The 19,604-nt window shown below is 34.2% G+C and carries 20 protein-coding genes and 1 pseudogene; 16 read left to right on the forward strand and 5 right to left on the reverse strand.

Going from position 1 to position 19,604, the window contains the following annotated elements; genetic code table 11:
* Positions 1–144 precede the first annotated feature (144 nt).
* Complete coding sequence (locus tag BWGOE10_RS08255; RefSeq protein WP_070141649.1) at positions 145–1,218, reverse strand: glycosyl hydrolase; 1,074 nt, start codon at positions 1,216–1,218, stop codon at positions 145–147.
* A gap of 190 nt (positions 1,219–1,408) precedes the next feature.
* On the opposite strand from BWGOE10_RS08255, the gene BWGOE10_RS08260 reads away from it, so the two are divergent.
* The 4 genes from BWGOE10_RS08260 (at position 1,409) to fumC (ending at position 6,082) form a co-directional block, all read left to right on the forward strand.
* Positions 1,409–2,308 carry a cation diffusion facilitator family transporter gene (locus BWGOE10_RS08260; RefSeq protein WP_070141650.1) on the forward strand — a complete coding sequence of 300 codons (900 nt, stop codon included), beginning with the start codon at positions 1,409–1,411 and terminating at the stop codon, positions 2,306–2,308.
* Positions 2,309–2,501: 193 nt separating this feature from the next.
* The gene (fbpA, locus tag BWGOE10_RS29680; RefSeq protein ID WP_081338091.1) at positions 2,502–2,672 is read left to right on the forward strand and encodes a Fur-regulated basic protein FbpA; all 171 of its coding nucleotides are present in this window, start codon (positions 2,502–2,504) and stop codon (positions 2,670–2,672) included.
* Positions 2,673–3,165: 493 nt separating this feature from the next.
* Positions 3,166–4,569: a Na+/H+ antiporter NhaC gene (gene nhaC / locus BWGOE10_RS08265; RefSeq protein WP_070141651.1), complete on the forward strand. Its 1,404-nt coding sequence runs from the start codon at positions 3,166–3,168 to the stop codon at positions 4,567–4,569.
* A 124-nt stretch (positions 4,570–4,693) separates the two neighbouring features.
* Complete coding sequence (gene fumC / locus BWGOE10_RS08270) at positions 4,694–6,082, forward strand: class II fumarate hydratase (protein WP_070141652.1); 1,389 nt, start codon at positions 4,694–4,696, stop codon at positions 6,080–6,082.
* 50 nt (positions 6,083–6,132) lie between these two features.
* On the opposite strand, the pseudogene BWGOE10_RS08275 reads toward fumC, so the two are convergent.
* Both BWGOE10_RS08275 and BWGOE10_RS08280 read right to left on the reverse strand, forming a co-directional pair.
* Positions 6,133–7,465: pseudogene (locus BWGOE10_RS08275) on the reverse strand (FAD-binding protein).
* 222 nt (positions 7,466–7,687) lie between these two features.
* Positions 7,688–8,110, reverse strand: coding sequence for a PH domain-containing protein (locus BWGOE10_RS08280; protein WP_070141653.1), 423 nt, complete (start codon positions 8,108–8,110; stop codon positions 7,688–7,690).
* Between the two features lie 164 nt (positions 8,111–8,274).
* Here BWGOE10_RS08280 and BWGOE10_RS32805 point away from each other — a divergent pair, with 164 nt between their 5' ends.
* The 4 genes from BWGOE10_RS32805 (at position 8,275) to BWGOE10_RS08295 (ending at position 11,149) form a co-directional block, all read left to right on the forward strand.
* Complete coding sequence (locus tag BWGOE10_RS32805) at positions 8,275–8,436, forward strand: hypothetical protein (protein ID WP_171903102.1); 162 nt, start codon at positions 8,275–8,277, stop codon at positions 8,434–8,436.
* A 300-nt stretch (positions 8,437–8,736) separates the two neighbouring features.
* Positions 8,737–9,501: a DUF2087 domain-containing protein gene (locus BWGOE10_RS08285; RefSeq protein ID WP_070141654.1), complete on the forward strand. Its 765-nt coding sequence runs from the start codon at positions 8,737–8,739 to the stop codon at positions 9,499–9,501.
* Between the two features lie 62 nt (positions 9,502–9,563).
* Positions 9,564–9,743: a hypothetical protein gene (locus BWGOE10_RS08290; protein WP_070141655.1), complete on the forward strand. Its 180-nt coding sequence runs from the start codon at positions 9,564–9,566 to the stop codon at positions 9,741–9,743.
* Positions 9,740–11,149, forward strand: a complete 1,410-nt coding sequence (locus tag BWGOE10_RS08295; protein ID WP_070141656.1) for an MATE family efflux transporter — start codon at positions 9,740–9,742, stop codon at positions 11,147–11,149. The genes BWGOE10_RS08290 and BWGOE10_RS08295 overlap by 4 nt, the downstream gene beginning before the upstream one ends.
* A gap of 56 nt (positions 11,150–11,205) precedes the next feature.
* On the opposite strand, the gene BWGOE10_RS08300 is transcribed toward BWGOE10_RS08295, so the two are convergent.
* The gene (locus tag BWGOE10_RS08300; protein WP_002149007.1) at positions 11,206–11,904 is read right to left on the reverse strand and encodes a peptidase E; all 699 of its coding nucleotides are present in this window, start codon (positions 11,902–11,904) and stop codon (positions 11,206–11,208) included.
* 389 nt (positions 11,905–12,293) lie between these two features.
* Between BWGOE10_RS08300 and BWGOE10_RS08305 the strand changes: the two genes are divergently transcribed.
* The 6 genes from BWGOE10_RS08305 to BWGOE10_RS08330 all read left to right on the forward strand — a co-directional run bounded on the left by BWGOE10_RS08305 (position 12,294) and on the right by BWGOE10_RS08330 (position 16,087).
* The gene (locus tag BWGOE10_RS08305) at positions 12,294–12,692 is read left to right on the forward strand and encodes a DUF3942 family protein (protein WP_070141657.1); all 399 of its coding nucleotides are present in this window, start codon (positions 12,294–12,296) and stop codon (positions 12,690–12,692) included.
* Positions 12,693–12,817: 125 nt separating this feature from the next.
* Positions 12,818–13,234: a BlaI/MecI/CopY family transcriptional regulator gene (locus tag BWGOE10_RS08310; RefSeq protein ID WP_070141658.1), complete on the forward strand. Its 417-nt coding sequence runs from the start codon at positions 12,818–12,820 to the stop codon at positions 13,232–13,234.
* 1 nt (position 13,235) lies between these two features.
* Entirely contained in the window at positions 13,236–14,048 is an 813-nt protein-coding gene (locus tag BWGOE10_RS08315; protein ID WP_070141659.1) for a M56 family metallopeptidase, read from the forward strand.
* A gap of 54 nt (positions 14,049–14,102) precedes the next feature.
* Positions 14,103–14,816 (forward strand): cytochrome c-type biogenesis protein CcdA, encoded by a 714-nt coding sequence (gene ccdA, locus BWGOE10_RS08320; RefSeq protein WP_070141660.1) that lies wholly within the window; start codon positions 14,103–14,105, stop codon positions 14,814–14,816.
* Positions 14,817–14,834: 18 nt separating this feature from the next.
* Positions 14,835–15,389, forward strand: coding sequence for a TlpA family protein disulfide reductase (locus tag BWGOE10_RS08325; protein ID WP_070141661.1), 555 nt, complete (start codon positions 14,835–14,837; stop codon positions 15,387–15,389).
* A gap of 14 nt (positions 15,390–15,403) precedes the next feature.
* On the forward strand, positions 15,404–16,087 hold the full coding sequence (locus BWGOE10_RS08330; protein WP_070141662.1) for a prolipoprotein diacylglyceryl transferase family protein: 684 nt from the start codon (positions 15,404–15,406) through the stop codon (positions 16,085–16,087).
* 56 nt (positions 16,088–16,143) lie between these two features.
* Here BWGOE10_RS08330 and BWGOE10_RS08335 read toward each other — a convergent pair whose 3' ends face one another.
* The gene (locus tag BWGOE10_RS08335; RefSeq protein ID WP_070141663.1) at positions 16,144–16,689 is read right to left on the reverse strand and encodes a helix-turn-helix domain-containing protein; all 546 of its coding nucleotides are present in this window, start codon (positions 16,687–16,689) and stop codon (positions 16,144–16,146) included.
* A gap of 148 nt (positions 16,690–16,837) precedes the next feature.
* Here BWGOE10_RS08335 and BWGOE10_RS08340 point away from each other — a divergent pair, with 148 nt between their 5' ends.
* Positions 16,838–18,175: a D-serine ammonia-lyase gene (locus tag BWGOE10_RS08340; protein WP_070141664.1), complete on the forward strand. Its 1,338-nt coding sequence runs from the start codon at positions 16,838–16,840 to the stop codon at positions 18,173–18,175.
* Positions 18,176–18,332: 157 nt separating this feature from the next.
* The gene (locus tag BWGOE10_RS08345) at positions 18,333–19,580 is read left to right on the forward strand and encodes a DUF445 domain-containing protein (protein ID WP_070141665.1); all 1,248 of its coding nucleotides are present in this window, start codon (positions 18,333–18,335) and stop codon (positions 19,578–19,580) included.
* The last annotated feature ends 24 nt before the right edge of the window (positions 19,581–19,604 follow it).

Raw genomic sequence — 19,604 nt, forward strand, 5'->3', positions numbered from 1 at the left:
AATTCTTCTGAATATGTAATAAATATTGAACCTTTTTTAGTCATGAAAAATCCCCTCCAAGTAATAGTGTAACATCCATGTATGTACATGGTCTTTTTACACTGTCTACTTAAAGGGGATAATATCATAGGCAGTCTCTTTTTGTTAAGAATTAGTAACGAGTAACGCATGGGGATGCTGCGTTTTATATTCATCTTTCCACGGAATATTTAGTTGTTCCCACGTTTCGCCGCTATCTACAGATTGGAAGATGCCGTTGTTATTTAAAGTGTAAAATGTATGTGGCTCTGCTGGATTTGTCGCAAACATCGAAATGACTGTACCGATTGCAGATGGTAGTCCTTGCTGTACTTGCTGGAAAGGAGTATCTTTCGTTTTTCTATAAATATAAGATTCATAAGGAATACGGTGATGAGCGAGATCAGCACTCGGTGCGGCAGAAACGAGAATCGTATTACAATCAGCTGGATCGATAGCCATGCTGTATAAATAATGATGTTCAAGTCCTTCACTACATGAGATCCAGCTGTTTCCACTGTTATAACTTTCAAGATATGCACGATCAGGTCCGCCCATAAACCCATCACCGCATGATGCATAAAGGCGATTTGGGGCATCAGGGTGCATAAGTAACTGATGGGCGTCGATAGGAGCACCGAATTTTTTATCAATCCATGTATGCCCTTTATCGTTACTTTGAATAACAGCACCAGCTTCGATTGAAACGTGAATTGTACGTTGATTGTTTGGATCAACTGTAATCCAGCGCACGTGATGGGTAAAAGGTCTAGGCGGAAAGGCCCACGTATAGGAAGATAATAATGATTTCATATTTTTAAGTTCAGTCCACGTTTCTCCGCCATTTTCTGAACGGAATAAAGCACTAGGTTCTGTGCCTGCATAAACGACGCCATATCCGTTAACTTGTTCATTAGAGCTTACCGTTATGGAAGTGATAGAAGAATGTAAAATGCCATCTTCTTTCGGGAAATCAAAATAACGATAAGAGTCCCCAATTGGTCGCCATGAATCCCCACCATCATCGCTTAACCATAAACCTCGTCCAAATGTCCCGCAATATACACGATTCTTTTGAAATGGATCAACTGCAATACAGGTAGGTTGCATATTTTGTAAGTGATATGTGGTTTCATAGTTACCATGTTGTTCTTTTACTACAACAAGTTCACGTTCCATACAGAGGAATAATCTTTTCAATTTAGTACCCTCCTTAAAATTTCTTTCAATAGTAAACAATATGAAAATAGAAAAGAAGTAGTCTTGTTTTTTGTTGAGAAAAAGGAATTGCTGAAAAAGTAGCGAAGGTTGTGTATAGAAGGAAGCGGGATAAAAATGGGGAATTTGTTGCATACTAACATACAGATATTGCACTTAAAGGAGTATAAGTATGGGACATTCACATGATCACGGTCATTCAAAAAATAAAAAGGCGTTACTAATTGCCTTCCTATTAACGACAAGCTTTATGATTGCTGAAGTTATTGGCGGATTTGTAACGAATAGTTTAGCACTATTATCTGACGCGGGGCATATGTTAAGTGATGCAGTATCTCTCGCTTTAAGCTTACTTGCCTTCAAGCTTGGAGAGAAAACAGCAACGGCTGCAAAAACATACGGGTATAAGCGTGTCGAAATGTTAGCGGCATTATGTAACGGTGTCGTTCTTATTGTCATTTCAGTATACATTTTTATTGAAGCAATTCGTCGTTTTAAAGAGCCAGTGGAGATTGCTAGTAATGGGATGCTCATTATCGCTGTACTTGGTTTGCTTATTAATATTCTATCCGCTTGGATATTAATGAGAGGCGGAGATGTGAAAGGTAATTTGAATTTAAGAAGTGCTTTTTTACATGTACTCGGTGATTTATTAGGTTCTGTAGGAGCGATAATTGCAGCACTGCTTATTAAATTTTTCGGATGGACTGCTGCAGATGCGATTGCTAGTATTCTTGTGTCAATTTTAGTCATTATAAGTGGATGGCGTGTAACACGTGATACAGTTCACATATTAATGGAAGGTGCACCGCAGCACATAGATGCTGAAGAGGTGAAAAATACATTATTAAATATTACTATTGTAAAAGAAGTTCATGATTTACATATATGGTCTGTAACATCAGATTTTCAAGTACTAACTTGTCATCTTATTATCGAAGGTAATGAAACGCAAAGTGTATTGAAAGAAGCAACGGATGTATTAAAGGAAAAATTTCATGTAGAACATGTCACCATTCAAGTTGAAATAGAAGATGAATTTAACCATAGTGAGACAACTTGCAAAGTATGAAAGAAAAAAGGTATGAAAAAGTGTCATAACATTTTTCACGTGGCATACATATATATAATGTGGCCACAAATACTTTGTAAGGTAAATATTTCATAAGGTTACTTTACTTATTAAGAATCATCTTTTATAATCAAAAGTGGTAATTGATAAGGATTATCATTTTCAATGATCGTAGAAAGGAGTTTTTTAAAAGATGAGTAGTCAACTCCGTTTTGCTGTTGAAAATCGTAAGAGGCACTTAATTGATGAGTTAATTGGAGCAGGGGTGTTTAAAGTTCGTGATCAGCAATTATACGAGCTTTCTTTAGAGGAATTGGAAAAAGAGTACGAGCATATTGAAGAATTTGCAGACATTCAGGCATAGCCATATAGAGTAGTAAAGAAAGAGCATGTTACATAAAAGTGTAACATGCTCTTTTTTGATTATAGAAAAATATTGTAGAGCGGTTGGTGTTAAAATGCTAGCAGGATTTTTAATTTGATTTTTTTAAGCTGCAGGTAATGCCGCAATCCATTCACCAGCACCTTGTATTGTAATAAATGATGTGTGTTCTTTTGGATAAGGGGAAATATAGTACTACATATGAGCTGAGAACAGCAGTGGAAATTTTTGTTGTGGCAAATATTAAAAAGTTATTATTAGATAATTTTTTCAAAAGAAATAAAAATATAACATTTTTTATATTTTTCATTGCGAAAAGCACAATCTACTTTTACAATAGAAAGGGTTGTGAATATATTATACTGAAAAAATAAATCGAAATAATATGAAAATTTTGTTTTGTCTTCGCAAATTGTATACTACATACACGTAAGACGACATACATCATGTTATCGACTTGTAAGGAGAGAAAAAAATGAAAAGTGTAAGATTACCCTCGATGCTAGAAATCATCATTCTTTTATTCCTATTTCTTGCTGTCGTCTTTTCCTTCCAAACGATTTTTGATCTCCCAATTCAATTAGCGCTATTTATTTCATGGTTTTTAGTTATTGCGCTTGGATTAAGGTTAGGATTTCGTTATCAAGAATTGCAAGATGCAATTACAAAAGGGATTTCTAATGGATTAGAAGCAATTCTTATTTTAGTTGCAGTTGGAGCTTTAATTGGAACATGGATTGCTGGTGGGGTTGTACCTACATTAATTTATTATGGATTAGAATTCATTCACCCTAGCATATTCTTATTGGCAACTTTAATTATTTGTTCAATAACTTCTATTGCGACAGGAACATCATGGGGAACAGTTGGAACAGCTGGTATTGCTATGATGGCGATTGGTGAAGGGCTTGGATTACCACTGCCGCTTGTTGCAGGTGCAGTTCTTTCAGGAGCTTACTTTGGAGACAAATTATCACCACTTTCTGATAGCACAGTTCTTGCAGCTTCTATGGCGAAAGTAGATGTTATTGCCCACGTTCGAGCTATGCTCGTATTAGACGTTCCGGCTTATATTATTACCAGCATTATGTTTACTGTTGCTGGTTGGATGTATGGCGGAGATAATGTAGATTTAAATAGAGTAGAGTTTTTAAAAGAGGCTTTATTAAAGGAATTTGATATTAAAATATGGATGCTTGTTCCTGCTGTAATGGTTATTGTGCTATTGGCGCTGAAGAAACCTTCTATGCCAACAATTGCTATGGGAGCTTTAATTGGTGCAATTTGGGCAACTCTTTTCCAAGGGATGCACTTTGGAGAGGCAATTGGAACAGCATATAACGGATTCTCAATTCAATCTGGTGTCGAGTTTGTCGATAAGTTATTAAACCGTGGTGGAATTAACGGTATGCTTGGTTCAGTAGCCGTTATTATTTTCGGCTTAGGTTTTGGTGGACTACTTGAAAAGCTAGGTGTTTTAAAAGTAATCGTATCAAAATTTGAGAAGAAATTAAATTCTGCAGGTAATGTAACAGTGTCTACATTAATCGTGGCATTCTTAGCTAATATATTTGGTTGTGCGATGTACGTATCACTTATTTTAACACCGAAAATTATGGAAGATAGCTATGATAAATTAAAAATAGACCGCCGTGTATTAGCGCGTAACTCAGAAGTAGGTGGAACGTTAACTTCTGGTATGGTTCCGTGGTCGGATAATGGTATTTTTATGGCTGGTATTTTAGGTGTAGCAACGTTCTCATACGTTCCGTTTATGTGGTTAAGCTTTGTTTCATTAATTTTGGCAGTTATTTACGGATATACAGGAAAATTCATTTGGTATGTAGATGACGTTGAAAAAGGAAAGCAAGCATCATAAAAAAATACCTTCTGCGATGGCGGAAGGTATTTTTTTTATATATACGAGTGAGAATTCTTATCATTTGGATGAAAGTCTGTTAAAATGAGAAATGTAGGTATTTTATTTTCAAGGGGATGAAAAAATGGAGTACAGAATTGAAAGAGATACATTAGGAGAAATGAAAGTTCCAGCTGATAAATTATGGGCAGCACAAACACAGCGTAGTAAGGAAAACTTTCCGATTGGAACAGAGCATATGCCGCTTGAAATTGTAAAAGCATTTGCGATTTTAAAGAAGAGTGCAGCGATTAGCAATCAAAAATTAGGAAAGTTATCAGAAGAAAAAGCACAAGCAATTGTGGAAGCTGCTGATGAAGTTATCACAGAAAAATGGAATGAACATTTTCCGCTTGTCGTATGGCAAACAGGTAGTGGTACACAATCGAATATGAATGTAAATGAAGTAATTGCAAACCGCGGTAATCAAATTTTGAAAGAAAAGGGATCTGACGTTCATATTCATCCGAATGATGACGTGAACATGTCTCAAAGTTCAAATGATACGTTCCCAACAGCACTTCATGTAGCGTGTGTAATTGCGGTAGAAAATCATGTATTGCCAGCTATTACGAAATTAAAAGAAACATTAGCAGAAAAAGTAACTGCATTTGAACATATTATTAAAATCGGTCGTACACATTTACAAGATGCAACACCGTTAACGTTAGGACAAGAAATTAGCGGATGGCACCGTATGCTTGAAAAAACAGAGCGTATGATTGCAGATAGCAATACATATATGAAAGAATTAGCAATTGGTGGTACTGCGGTTGGAACTGGAATTAATGCGCACCCTAAATTTGGTGAGATGGTAGCAGAAGAAATTAGTCTGTTTACAGGTAAACAATTTGTTTCTGCACCAAATAAATTCCATGCGTTAACGAGCCATGATGAAGTTGTATTTGCACACGGAGCATTAAAAGCATTAGCTGCGGATTTAATGAAGATAGCTAACGATGTGCGCTGGCTTGCAAGTGGTCCGCGTAGTGGTCTTGGAGAAATTATTATTCCTGCAAATGAACCAGGAAGCTCTATTATGCCAGGGAAAGTAAATCCAACGCAAAGCGAAGCACTAACAATGGTTGTAGCACAAGTTATGGGGAATGACACAACAATCGGATTTGCTGCGAGCCAAGGTAATTTTGAGCTAAACGTATTCAAACCAGTTATTGCTTACAACTTCCTGCAATCTGCTCACTTATTAGCTGATGCAACCGTTTCATTTAATGATAAATGTGCAGTTGGTATTGAAGCAGATGAAGAAGTAATTAATGAAAATGTAAATCGTTCATTAATGCTTGTAACAGCGCTAAACCCACATATCGGGTATGAAAATGCCGCGAAAATTGCGAAGCATGCCCATAAAGAAGGGTTAACTTTAAAAGAAGCAGCATTGCAATCGGGATTACTAACAGAAGAGCAATTTGATGAAATTGTAGACCCGAAAAAAATGATTGCTCCGAAAGAATAATAGAAGAGGCCAAGGTTCTTACTTTAGAATCTTGGCTTTTTTATTGCATATTAATTTTTAATTCCTTGTAGAAAAGTAAATACACATAAAGGGTCATATTTTTTATTGATTTTTCTTAATTTGTTCGCGTGTGTCCCGTAATAAGCGTTCATATAATCTTTCAAATTGCTGTATGGGAAATTGACGAATGAGCCTTCTGTTATGGATTCTATATAGTCAAATCGTTTTTCTAACCATTGGGAATTATCCTTTTTAAAAATCGGATCTTCCCATATAGTTTGGATGCCTAGAATATAATGTGAATCGCGGTAATAAAAAGCGGTCGCATCTTTATCTACATCCTGAATTTTCCCTCCAAGGGGATAGAGACTTATTGCTGCAAAAATACTGCCGGAAGCCTTATCTTTAAGAAGACTAATAATCTTATCGATTTCTTCTTCGTTATACTGTCTCTGAACGAACCGGCCTGTAGATTTAAATTGTTCAGACGGTGGATATGAAGATTGTACAATGGTCATTGCTTCAAGAAAATCGATATATTGTAAATTCATCTTCACACCGTTTATATGGAGTAAATCTTGTAAAATGAATGCTGAGTCTTCAGGGGTACCGTAATACAAACCTCGTCCAAATATTGCTAGTCCTTCCTCGGCGGAGTTGTATACGCTTGCGCCGATTGTCATTTTACTATTCAAATTTACTAACCATTTTTGCCATGTATGAAGAAATTTCTTTTGGATGTCTACTGAAGTGTTAGGCCAATATAGTTCAACTAAAGTAACTTTATCAACTTTTGGAGGAAGCTTAAAAGTTAGTGAAACGACGATACCAAAGTTTCCACCACCTGCCCCGCGACAAGCCCAAAATAAATCTTTATGGCAAGTTTCATTAGCTGTAATTATTTTACCTTAACTCTATTAAATTGTCGTAACCAAGGCCGAAATACCTACTAGAATAGCCCCAACCGCCGCCTAAAGTGTATCCACTTACTCCAACAGTTGGACAAGTTCCTCCTGGAAATGGATAACCTTTTGAAGAGATAAAGTCATAGATTTGTTTGTTTTGAGCACCACCTTGAATTACTAATGTGTTTTTATGTTCATTAAGCTGCATAGAGTTCATTTTACTTATATCAATTACGAGGACGTTGTTTCCGACAGAATATCCTTCGTAATGGTGTCCACCAGAACGAATGCGAATAGTAATTTCATTTTTTCTTGCCCAAATAATTGCATTACTAACATCCCATTTCGTAAAACAATAAATGATAGATAAGGGAAACTTTTGAATAGCCCGATTCCATTCTTGTCTAGCTTCTTCATACTCACAATCATATCTTGTAATAATTTCACTTGTTAATCCTTCATAACTTAACTCATACATAATAAGCACCTTTCATTCATTTTGTGTAGTAGTTTGTTTTTCTAGAAATAGTGTATGTTCGTATCGTTTGTTTGTGATGGAGGGGTAGTATCTTTATGTAATAAAAAATAGACTAACTATTGAGTAGTTAGTCTGAGGGGAGAATAACTATGTAAACGGCGGTTTTGCTTGGGGAGGATATTCAATTCTTATATAGTTATCCTAATAGCACCTCAAACAAAATTATTCATTTGAGGTGCTATTGATTATTTTCACATTTGGCCAGTTTTCTTTTAAGAGTGAAATAAATTTTTCCTCTTCCTGTGGTACAAAAGTTGTTACTGAATCAAATAAATTATAATGAATTTCTAATTGCTGTCTTGTCCATTTTTCTGAATGAAGTTTTTTGCCTGTGTATTTTATGTGGCGTAAATCTTTAAATGGAATTTCCGTTTGGAGTATGAAACCATGTTTCACAACAAGAGACGATTCCGTTATTTTGTAATGAGAAAAATAGAAAGAAGAAAGATTCACGATGTTTAGGAGCATCATGAAAGTGAAAAAAATAGAATTCTCATTTTGTAAGAATAGTGAAATGAAAAAAATAATTATAAATAATGTAATGAAAATGACGTGAAATGGATTTTTTTTCGCTTTAAATTTCAAGTTAGTCACCTCGGTATACGTGTTCTTTAAATAAATTAAATCACAACATCGTAATAAACCGAAAGAATATGCAACATTACATATTTTTGTGTGTCATTATTCGTGTAAACTTTTTTTGATGGGGTAAATTTAAATGAAGTTTTTCAAAAGTGGAGTTGCATAAAATGATTTGCAGAAAAAGCATTAAAGTAATAGTCCTAATTAATTGTATGATGATGATTAGTGGTTGTTCAAATAGATTCGTTGAGGATGGAAATCGAAAACATGTATTTGTACAAGCAAGTAAAGTTTTAGTAGAGGTTGTTTATAAAATATATAAAAGGTAAAAGGTGTTTCCATATATGGAAACACCTTTTTTGTAGTTAAAATTGAATGCTGGAAGGATCTTGAATAGTAGTCATGTTTTGTTTCACATCCCATAATAATTAGTTTGTTAAAATACATTCGCTTTTCGGTGTGATAAGTCCTATTTATTATATTTAGACAAACATTTTTATAAAGGTTTATAAAATAGGTAAACGAAACATTGAAATGTTTGCTTTATTTATGTTAAGATGGTGAGGTCATAATAAACGAAAATATAATTTGTTTGTATTTAAAATAAACTTTTTGGAGGAATGTTTAGTATGAGTGATATTTCAGAGAAGTTTTGGGATGCGTCGGTAGAGGAATTAAAGAAAGGGTATGTATTTGACGAGGCAGCAGAGGAGTATATTTGTTTAGCTTGTGGAGAAACGTTTATTAAAGGGGTTATTTATCAAGAAAATCAAGTTTTGTATGAAGCAGAGAAGTTTGTACAGTTGCATATTCAAAATGAACATACGTCTATGTTTGAATATTTATTAAATCTTGATAAGAAGTTTACAGGTTTAACTGATTTGCAAAAGAAAATGGTTCAGTTTTTCCATATGGGACTTAACGATAAAGAGATTGTAAAAGAAATGGATGGCGGGAGCACGTCGACGATTCGCAATCATCGATTTACATTACGAGAGAAAATGAAGCAAGCGAAAGTATTTTTAGCGTTAATGGAATTGTCAGAAGAAAAATCCAAAGTTCAAACTAAATTTGTACCGATTCATAGAACAGCTACGATGGTGGATGATCGATACAATATTACAGAGGAAGAAAATGCTGAAGTTTTAACAGCGCATTTTACAGAAGGTTTGGATGGACCGCTTTCTAAATTTCCGAAAAAGCAAAAGCGTAAATTAATTATATTGCGTCATTTAGTGAAGAAATTTGATAGCAATGAAAAGTATACGGAAAAAGAAGTAAATACAGTTTTAGAAAATGTATATCCGGATTTTGTAACTTTAAGAAGATATTTAATCGAGTATGGTTTTTTAGATAGAACAGCTGATGGAAGCCAATATTGGGTGAAGTTATAAGTGCTAAGCAAAGAAAATGAATAGAAGCACAGAATAAAAACAACTATACAAAGAGATAGGGATTGAAATATGTAGCGCATTATAAATACAAAAAAATGTATGATGAACTTGAAGCATCAGAGGTCTCAAAAAGAAAGGGACTGGGCATTTCAATATCGAAAGTAGAATTGGAAAAGTTGGAACAGTACGGAGCGCACAGATATAACCGTGCAGAAATTAATAAAAGGAGAAATGAAATTTGAAACCACCTACAGATAACAATAAAGAGGGTGTAGAGTCACAGAAGTCAGAAGCGGATCATAAACCGATATGGAAATCGATGTCCATGTTTTTAGTGCCGTTACTTTTAAGTAATGTATTACAATCGGTTGGACAGTTATTTGGAATGGTAGTAGTAGGGAGATGGCTAGGCGTAAATGATTTAGCAGCTATATCAGCGTTCTTTCCATTATTTTTCCTACTCGTTTCATTTGTAATTGGAATTGGTTCTGGTAGTTCAATTTTAATTGGTCAGGCATTTGGTGCTAAAAATGAAGAGCGCTTAAAAGCTATCGTTGGTACGACGCTTACGTTTACTTTTATTATCGGAGTCGTGTTGGCGATAATAGGCAGTATTTTTGCGATGGATATTATGCGCCTTATGGGAACGCCCGAAAATATTATTGAAATAAGTGTGCATTACGCAAGAATTTTATTTATATCTATGCCAGTATTATTTTTATATTTTGCATACACAACATTTATGAGAGGTACAGGAGATTCTAAAACGCCATTTTACTTTTTAATCGTAAGTACAGCGCTAAATATGATCTTATTACCAATTCTTATTTTTGGCTGGTTAGGAGCTCCGAAATTAGATGTTTACGGAGCAGCCTATGCTTCAGTTATATCTACAGTTATTACGTTTATTGTCATGCTAGTGTATTTAAAGAAGAAAAATCATCCACTGCAATTAGACGCTACAGTAAGAAAATATCTTCGTATGGACTGGGAGTTATTAAAGTTATTGTTACGGCTTGGTATCCCAGCGAGTATTAATATGATATTAGTTTCATTATCAGAAATTGCGGTAATCGCATTTGTGAATCGTTACGGTTCGGATGCAACAGCGGCGTATGGTGTTGTGAACCAAGTTGCAAGTTATGTACAAATGCCAGCAGTTAGCCTCGGCATTACCGTATCAATTTTTGCAGCGCAATCAATTGGTGCAAACCAATTTGATCGATTACAGAAAGTTGTTAAGGCCGGAATTATCATGAATTATATCATTGGTGGTGTATTAATATCGCTTATTTACTTATTCTCAAGAGATATTTTAGCACTATTTTTGACAAGTCAAACTACAATTGAAATTGCTCATAGTTTAGTAATGATTACTTTATGGAGTTACTTAATTTTCGGTCATGCACAAATTATTAGTGCGACAATGCGAGCAAGTGGTACGGTACTTTGGCCAACTGTGATTGGTGTTGTATCAATCTGGCTTGTTGAAGTACCTGTGGCGTATTACCTGTCTTATCATACGAGCCTTGGTATAGAAGGAATATGGATTGGGTATCCAGCGGCATTCATCGTCAGCTTAATATTACAGTATGCATATTATAAGCTTTCATGGCAGAAGAAACGAATTACACGATTAGTGAGTTAAAAGATAAAAATGTCCCTAAGTCATTATACTTAGGGACATTTTTCGTTAATGAATGCTTATAAATAACTTTTTAAAGTTATGTCAAAATGTTGTCTAATGAGTTTTCCATTATTCATATAAAACTCCCAAGCTGTATCTGGCTCACCGATAATTTCAAATGAACCTTCTGTAATATATAAAGCGCAATTATCTTCTAATGCAATGCCCTCTATATTACCTTGGTGAGTTTGTAAAAACGTATGGAAGGCATTCATTCTATTTAATTGATTGTAATGGGGGCAAAATCTTTTGTTAACAATACTCCAGCCACTACTTTCTATATAACCGGAACCTTCATAATCTGAACGTAGGCTAGATGTGAACCAGCACATAGCGCCGGCACTATATCCTGCAATAAGTGTTCCACGTTTTAAAGCAAATAGTAACTTTTCATCTAGTTTATGTTCTTTCCATTGTTCAAGCATGTGAACGTAATTTCCACCGCCAAGATAAATTAAATCGGCAGAATGAATCATCTCATCTATTTCATATTTAGTAGGTGTTTCGGTTATAATGCGTAAAATTTGAACCTCACAATGTAATTGCTTTTCAAACGTTTCTAAAAATAACTTTATATATCCTTCATCATCACGACTAGCTGTTGGAATGAATAATACTTTTGGGTATTGTTTATTTGTTAATTCTATAAGTCGTTCATTAATATGCAAGTGATTTGGATCTTGTAAATCACCGCCACCAATGACAGCTAATTTCATAGTAAAGCACCACCTAATAATATTTGTTATGTAAAAATTCGATAGCGGGGAGTTACATTCCTTCTGTGATTTAATGACTAAGGGGAAATAAAGTGAACAATATATTGGAATAGCATAAGGAGTCGGTAGCTGTGGATAGAAAGGAATTAGAAGCAGTTTATTGATATATAATACTGGATAATATTGTTTTAAAGTACGGAAACAATATGTTTAAATGAATATAACGACGTACTAATTAATATTGAAAGAGTGTTTATATTTAAAAAGTGCTGGAGTACCAGAGGTTTTACAATAGTGAATTTTACTTTTTATAGGAAGTTATTTTATAATATGGTTAAATTATATTAATATATTTATTAGCGTAGACTGAAAAGAGGGAGCGTGAAAGAGTGGATTTTCGATTTGAGTTCGCAGCGAAGGTGAAAGAATATTTAGATGATGAAAAAGATGAAAAAATAATAAAAGATGGACACAGAGATATAATTTATAAATATTTATATCCGTTGGAGAGTGAAATTGGAATTTTTAAAAATCCTAACTTTACTTTTTTTGCATCAGGAAGACGTTCACATATAGTATTAGAAAATATTGAATTTAAAACAGAAGTAAACGTAGAAAGTAATATAATTGAAATTACAAAAATAGTGGATAATGTGGTGATTCCATTAGATACTATCGTAGCTAAAGATCGGGAATTATTTGCACTCGGGCGTAATGAGAAGTTTAGTGTGCAAATATTAGAGTATTATCTCTTTGATACATTTGGAGAGAAGTTAGGCTTACAATGAATCGAACGCGGTACAGATAACTAATTAGTGGAGATTAGGATCCATTTAAGTATCAGTTAATATCATTCATGTTTGACCTTCTATATATTTTATACTACAATCTGTAGTGTGAAAGGGGCCATACGATGTTTACTCAAAACTATAAGTTAAATGAGCAAGGGTTAAATCACTTTTTCGGACCGCTTGAAGCGAAAATAATGGAAATTGTTTGGGCTACTGAGGGTATTACCATTAAAGATGTGCAACAGAAATTAAGTGAAGAATCCCCGGTGAATTTTAATACTGTAATGACAGTTATGAACAGATTAGTAGAGAAAGCACATTTAGAAAAGCATATCGTGAAAAGAAGTGGTATGTATCGTACTACACAAACGAAAGAAGAATTTTTATCTAATCAAACGAAGAAAATGACAAAGGAATTAATGGGTGAATTTGGAGATCTTGTTGTGAACCATATGATAGATGAGTTAGAACAAGCTGATCCATCTTTAATAAAAAAATTAGAAGCGAAATTAAGTCAGCTAAAAAAAGAGGACCGATAAAATGAAGTGGCAAATGCGTAAAATCGTTTTGTTAGCAGTGACTATTAGTGTTCTTTTTTTTAGTATGTTAGTATACTACGTCACATACCCATTTCTTTTTCAAAATAAAGCATTTTTTCTTTCACAATTTTGTTTATTTGAATTGCAACAACATATGAGAGAACTGTCAACACTCCGCATTATGATAGCAGGATTACTGTTGTTTACTGTAATCATTATAAGTAAAAGAATTTGGAAGCAGTTTTTTTATAGTAAAAAATTGAAAAGAAATCTCGTGTCTATTACTAGAAAAGGAAAGCAAGTGTACGTATTATCAACGTTACAGATTACGGCATTTACAATTGGATTATTTCGACCGAAAATTGTTATTTCAGAAGGAATGTTTCAGGCGTTTTCAGAGGAAGAAATTGATGCGATTGTATTACATGAGGAATATCATCAAAAAAATCGAGATCCATTAAAGTTATTTTTCTTTACATTGTTAGCTGAAGGAATGATGTACATTCCTATATTAAAAGGAATGCTGCAGCGTTATCATGTGTATCAGGAGCTAGCAGCTGATAAATATGCGATGCAAAAAATGAAATCTTCATTTGAGCTAGGTAGTGCATTATTAAAATTAATTAAAATAAAGACGATGGAAAATCAATGTATTACAGCTTCGTTTGCGAAAACTGCAATTAATTTACGGATTGAGCAAGTGTTAAATGAGAAAGTTGTTAAGCTGAATATACCATTACATACGAATTCAGTATATGTAACGTTAGGGCTATTTTGTATGTCGATTGTACTTATTGTTGGAGAGTGCATATAGCCTCTTTTTTTAATAGTTAACACTACGCATTGTAGTGTTTTTAGGAGGAATAAAATGAATGCGGCGGATTTAACAATTTGGCTAGTAGTAGGGGCGGGGATACTTTCATTTATATCACCATGTTCTTTACCGCTATATCCATCTTATTTATCATATATTACAGGTGTGTCTATTCAAGATTTAAAAGAAAATCGTGGAATTATGCAAAAGTCAGCGATTATACATACAGTATTTTTTATGATCGGTTTTTCGGTTATTTTTTATGCGTTAGGTTTATCAGTAAGCTGGATTGGGATCACTTTTTCATCTAATCAAAGGCTGATTCAGCAAATTGGTGGGATATTTATTATTTTGATGGGGCTATTTATGACTGGATTGATTCAGCCTAAGTGGCTTATGGCAGAGAAAAAAGTACAATATAGAAGTAAATCGACAGGATATATTCGCTCAGTTTTGGTCGGCATGACATATGCAGCAGGATGGACACCGTGTGTTGGACCGATATTTTCTGCAGTGCTTATGCTCGGTGCGACCAATCCTGAAAGTGCGCTTCTGTATATTACAGCATACACCCTTGGATTTGCAGTTCCGTTTTTCGTGATGGCATTTTTTATCGGAAAGGTAAAATGGATTGTTACATATGCCAATGTCATGATGAAAATTGGCGGTGGAATTATGATTGTAACAGGGGTTTTATTATATACAAATCAAATGACGAAAATTACAGCGTTCTTTATTCGTATATTTGGTGGATTTACAGGATTTTAGAAATGAGGGGGAAGAAAAGTGAAGAAACTAATTGCTATTATACTGGTCGGGGCACTAATTTGGGCAGGGGTTAACTTTTATAATACAAAGAAAGAAGAAAAAGAAAGAAAAGCGAAACAAGCGGAGCTACAAGAGAAAGAAGTATTACCACAAGTGGGATTTAAAGCGCCGAACATAACATTAAAAGGATTGGACGGGAAGCTTTATTCGTTAAATGATGCAAAGGGAAAACCATATATTATTAATTTTTGGGCATCATGGTGTGGCCCATGTGAAATGGAGGCTCCTGACTTAGTTCGTTTGTATGATAAATATAAAAAGGATGTTGAAATCTTTGCGGTAAATGCAACAATTGGGGATCCAGTACAAGAAGCGAGCGCATTTGCAGATCGTCACGGATTTAAATTTCCTGTTCTATTAGATATGGATGGAGTAGCTGGAATAGATTATAAAGTATTCTCTTTACCAACGACATTTTTTGTTAATAAAGATGGAATTATTGTAGATCATGCACGAGGTGTATTACCTCCAGATCAATTAGAAGAGAAGTTTAAGAAAATAATTGAGAATTAAGAGGGGATTTCATAGTGATGGAGTGGATGGTGAGGTTACAACCAGTTTCTCTTATAATAGGAAGTCTATTTGGATTTACTCTGATGAAACTAAGGATGAAAAAGCAAAATATTCAATATGAAAAAATGATGGATGCAGTAACGAATGGTCTTCTCATCATTGTATTCATATGGAAATTCGCACCAGCAATTTTAAATCCGGTATGGGCCATTGGGGCGCCAATGCAAGCATTATTAGCTGTAGGAAGTATCCAGCATATTATAGTAGGTTTTATTATGGCTAGTATATACATTGTTTGGAAAAGTAAAAAAGAGCAATTTTCGCTTTGTATTTTACTTGATGCATTACCTTTTGGATTGTGTGTGAGTATCATCTTTTATTTTCTATTCCATCAAGAGGTAGGCATACAAACGGCACTGCCATGGGGGATGAAAATATATGAATCTAAATTTTCATATCATCCTATTTTCGTGTATGAGATTATACTTGCACTCGGTATAATTGGCTCGTTATGGATTAAAAATGAAAGATTAGGAAATGGAAAGAATATAAGTGTTTTTCTAATTTGCGAAGGAATTGCTCATATCATTATTTCGCTTATTAGTGAACAAAATTCAGTTCTATTTGGTCTTTCAATACAGCAAATACTCAGTTTTTTTGTTATTAGTTTAGGGATTTTGTTAGTACCAAAAAAATAAAAATAACCATGTACGGAGAGCATCCATGCATGGTTATTTTTTTATCATCACATGAATTAAAAAATCGGCGGAGTAACAGAAAATAAAACAATTGCATTTTTCTCGAAGTAATTCACCCATTTATGCTTTAAATAAGCTGGTATTTTTACACTATCACCAGTTTCTAATATGTATTCTTCTTCATTTAAATACAATGTAATTTTCCCGTCTAATACAAATGCTAATTCTTCTCCTTTATGCTCTAGAAGATTTTCTGATGAAGAAGTATTTGGAGGAACAGTCATAATTGCTGTTGCTAAATTTCCTGTGAAATCAGGTGATAACAATTCATATGATAAATTATCGATAATCATTTTTTTTCGTTTATTAGAACGCACAATTAAATCGTCTGTATTTGTTTCGTCGAGCAAAAAACTAAATGTTGGAACATCGAGAGCTTTTGCGAGTACCTTTAATGTTTGAATGGAAGGGTTAGCAGAACCACGTTCAATTTGACTTAACATAGATGGTGTAATTTCAGCCATCTTTGCTAGTTCTTTACTAGTTAAACCTTTTTCTTTTCTTTGTTTTTCAATTTTTTTACCAATATCTATATTTTCCATAGAACATTCTCCTTAATAATTATTAAATTATATTTAAATAAATTAAATTAAAATTAACTAAAACTAAAATGTATGTTAAACTGTATTAAAATTAATTCAATTATAATTTATTGTATGGCTAGCTACAAGGATATGAGGAGGAAGAGGAATGAAGGAGATAGAGGTATTAAAAGAACGATTTCCATTAGTAAACAACCTTATTGCAACGGAAGAAGTATTTTGGGTAAATCCGAATATAGAAAAGTACGAAACAGCAATAAAAGGTTCACCACTTAATGAAGAAAATGTAAAAGACGCGGAAGAGAGATTAAAGCGCTTTGCACCATATATTTCGAAAGTTTTTCCTGAAACAAAAGAAATGAGTGGCATTATAGAATCACCTTTAGTGAAAATACCTTCTATGAAACAATCTTTAGAGAAAAATTACGGACAGCCAATATTGGGAGAACTATTATTAAAGTGTGATAGTCAACTTCCGATATCAGGTTCAATAAAAGCTAGGGGCGGCATATATGAAGTGTTGAAACATGCTGAGCAATTGGCACTTCAGCACGGAATGTTAACGGAGGAAGACGATTACTCCATTTTAGATAGCGATACATGTAGAGAGTTTTTTGCAACATATTCTATTGCGGTAGGTTCGACAGGGAACTTAGGACTAAGCATCGGGATTATGAGTGCGAAACTAGGTTTTAATGTGACTGTTCATATGTCAGCAGACGCGAAACAATGGAAAAAAGATTTATTAAGAAGTAAAGGTGTAAACGTTATTGAATATGAGGCTGATTATAGTAAAGCAGTAGAAGAAGGACGAAGACAAGCTGATGCTGATCCTAGCTGTTATTTTGTAGATGATGAAAACTCACATGATTTATTTTTAGGATACGCAGTAGCAGCATCACGTTTACAAAAGCAATTAGAAGAGTTAGAGATTGTAGTAGATGAAGAACATCCTTTATTCGTTTATTTACCATGTGGTGTCGGGGGAGGACCTGGAGGAGTAGCATTTGGCTTAAAGTTATTGTATAAAGACAACGTAAACTGTTTCTTTGCGGAGCCTACGCACTCTCCATGTATGTTACTCGGTTTAATGACAGGACTTCATGACAAGATTGCCGTTCAAGATATTGGTATTGATAATGTAACAGATGCGGATGGACTTGCGGTAGGAAGACCATCTGGGTTTGTTGGGAAAACGATGGAACCATTTTTGAGCGGGAATTACACAGTAAGTGATGAAGAGTTGTATAGATTGTTAAAGGAACTGGTTGATACTGAAAATATTTATTTAGAGCCTTCTGCATTAGCGGGTATGATAGGTCCGCTGAATGTATGTAAAGCTGAAAATGAGTATTTACAAAAACAACAGTTAACAGAGAAGGTGAAGAAAGGTACTCATATTGTGTGGGGAACTGGTGGGAGTATGGTTCCAGAAGACGTGATGAATGGGTATTATAAAACAGGTGTGGAATTAATGTTAAAATAAAAATGAGGCTATTTACAGCCTCATTTTTTTCATGTACATAAAATTCTTTGTTATTTTCGCACTAGTTCTTTATAGTATAGTTATAAAGGATTGCTAATATCGAATAAATATAACAAAAAAGCTTTATTTTACATAATTAAGAGGATGTGTGTATACGATGTCATTACAGACAAAATATATAGCGGGTATTTCGCTTGGGGTTATGGGCGTAGGTTTTGCGGCTTCAATCCCTTTTCAAGGAACGGTAGCTGGGGAGATTATTCAAGGGGGATTTGAAGCTGGGTTAGTTGGTGGACTTGCGGATTGGTTTGCGGTTACAGCTTTATTCCGTCATCCGTTGGGAATCCCAATTCCACATACAGCATTATTACCAAAAAATCGTAAGCGGGTAACAAAGGGGCTCGTTTCTACGTTAGAAAATGAATGGCTGACGAAAGACAGCATTACAAGTAAAGTAAAAGAAATGCAGCTAGCACAAATGATACTGCAAATTGCTGAGAAAGAGTTACAGTCTGATGCTGTGAAAAAAGGAATTGTAACAATTGCTGAGAAAGCGATTCTTCAAATAGATACGGAAAAATTAGCAGTTATAATTGAAAAAGAATTAAAAACGTATTTGCATACAATTAACACAAGTAACATATTACAAGTTCTCGTTGATCAATTAGTAGTGCAAGAATATGATGAAAAAACACTTGATTACATATTAGTAAAAGTGAAAGATTGGACAGCGCAAGATGAAGCTCGTTACCAGCTCGGAAGCTTAGGTATGAAGGCAATGGAGAATATAAAAGTAGATGGATTCCTACAGTTTACTTTGAAATCGTTTATGAATATTGTTGATGAAGATAAAATTGGCGGCATTTTGCAGAAGTTTATTATTAGCAATATTAACAGCTTGCAAGATGCTGATAATAGCACAAGACAACTTATATTAGCGAAAATTCGTCAAGAAATTATAAATGTAAAAGAAAATGAATCTTTATTACAGGAATTAGAGAATTGGAAAGAAAAATGGATTGCCAACTGGAATGCTACTGACAAAATAAAAGAAATGCTAGAGCAAGTACAACAAAGGGCAGTTACCTTTGTGAAGAATGAAGAATTTGCCGATAAATATGTTGTTCCATTCTTACAAACACAAATGAATAAAATAAAAGAAGATGAACTGACTGTTCAAAAAATAGAAGATTGGTTACAAAAACAAGTTGTTACTATTGTTGAAAAAAATCATTCAAAAATTGGAAAGCTCGTGCAAGAAAACCTTGATAAGTTAGATGATAAAACATTAATCGAAATGATTGAAAATAATGTCGGTAAAGATTTGCAGTGGATTCGTGTGAACGGGGCTGTTTGTGGCTTTATGATCGGATTAGTTTTAGAAGGAATAAAAGCGATTATATGAGAAAAACCTTCCACAATTGTGGAA

The sequence above is a fragment of the Bacillus mycoides genome, assembly GCF_001757995.1.
Taxonomy (GTDB): Bacteria; Bacillota; Bacilli; order Bacillales; family Bacillaceae_G; genus Bacillus_A; species Bacillus_A mycoides_B.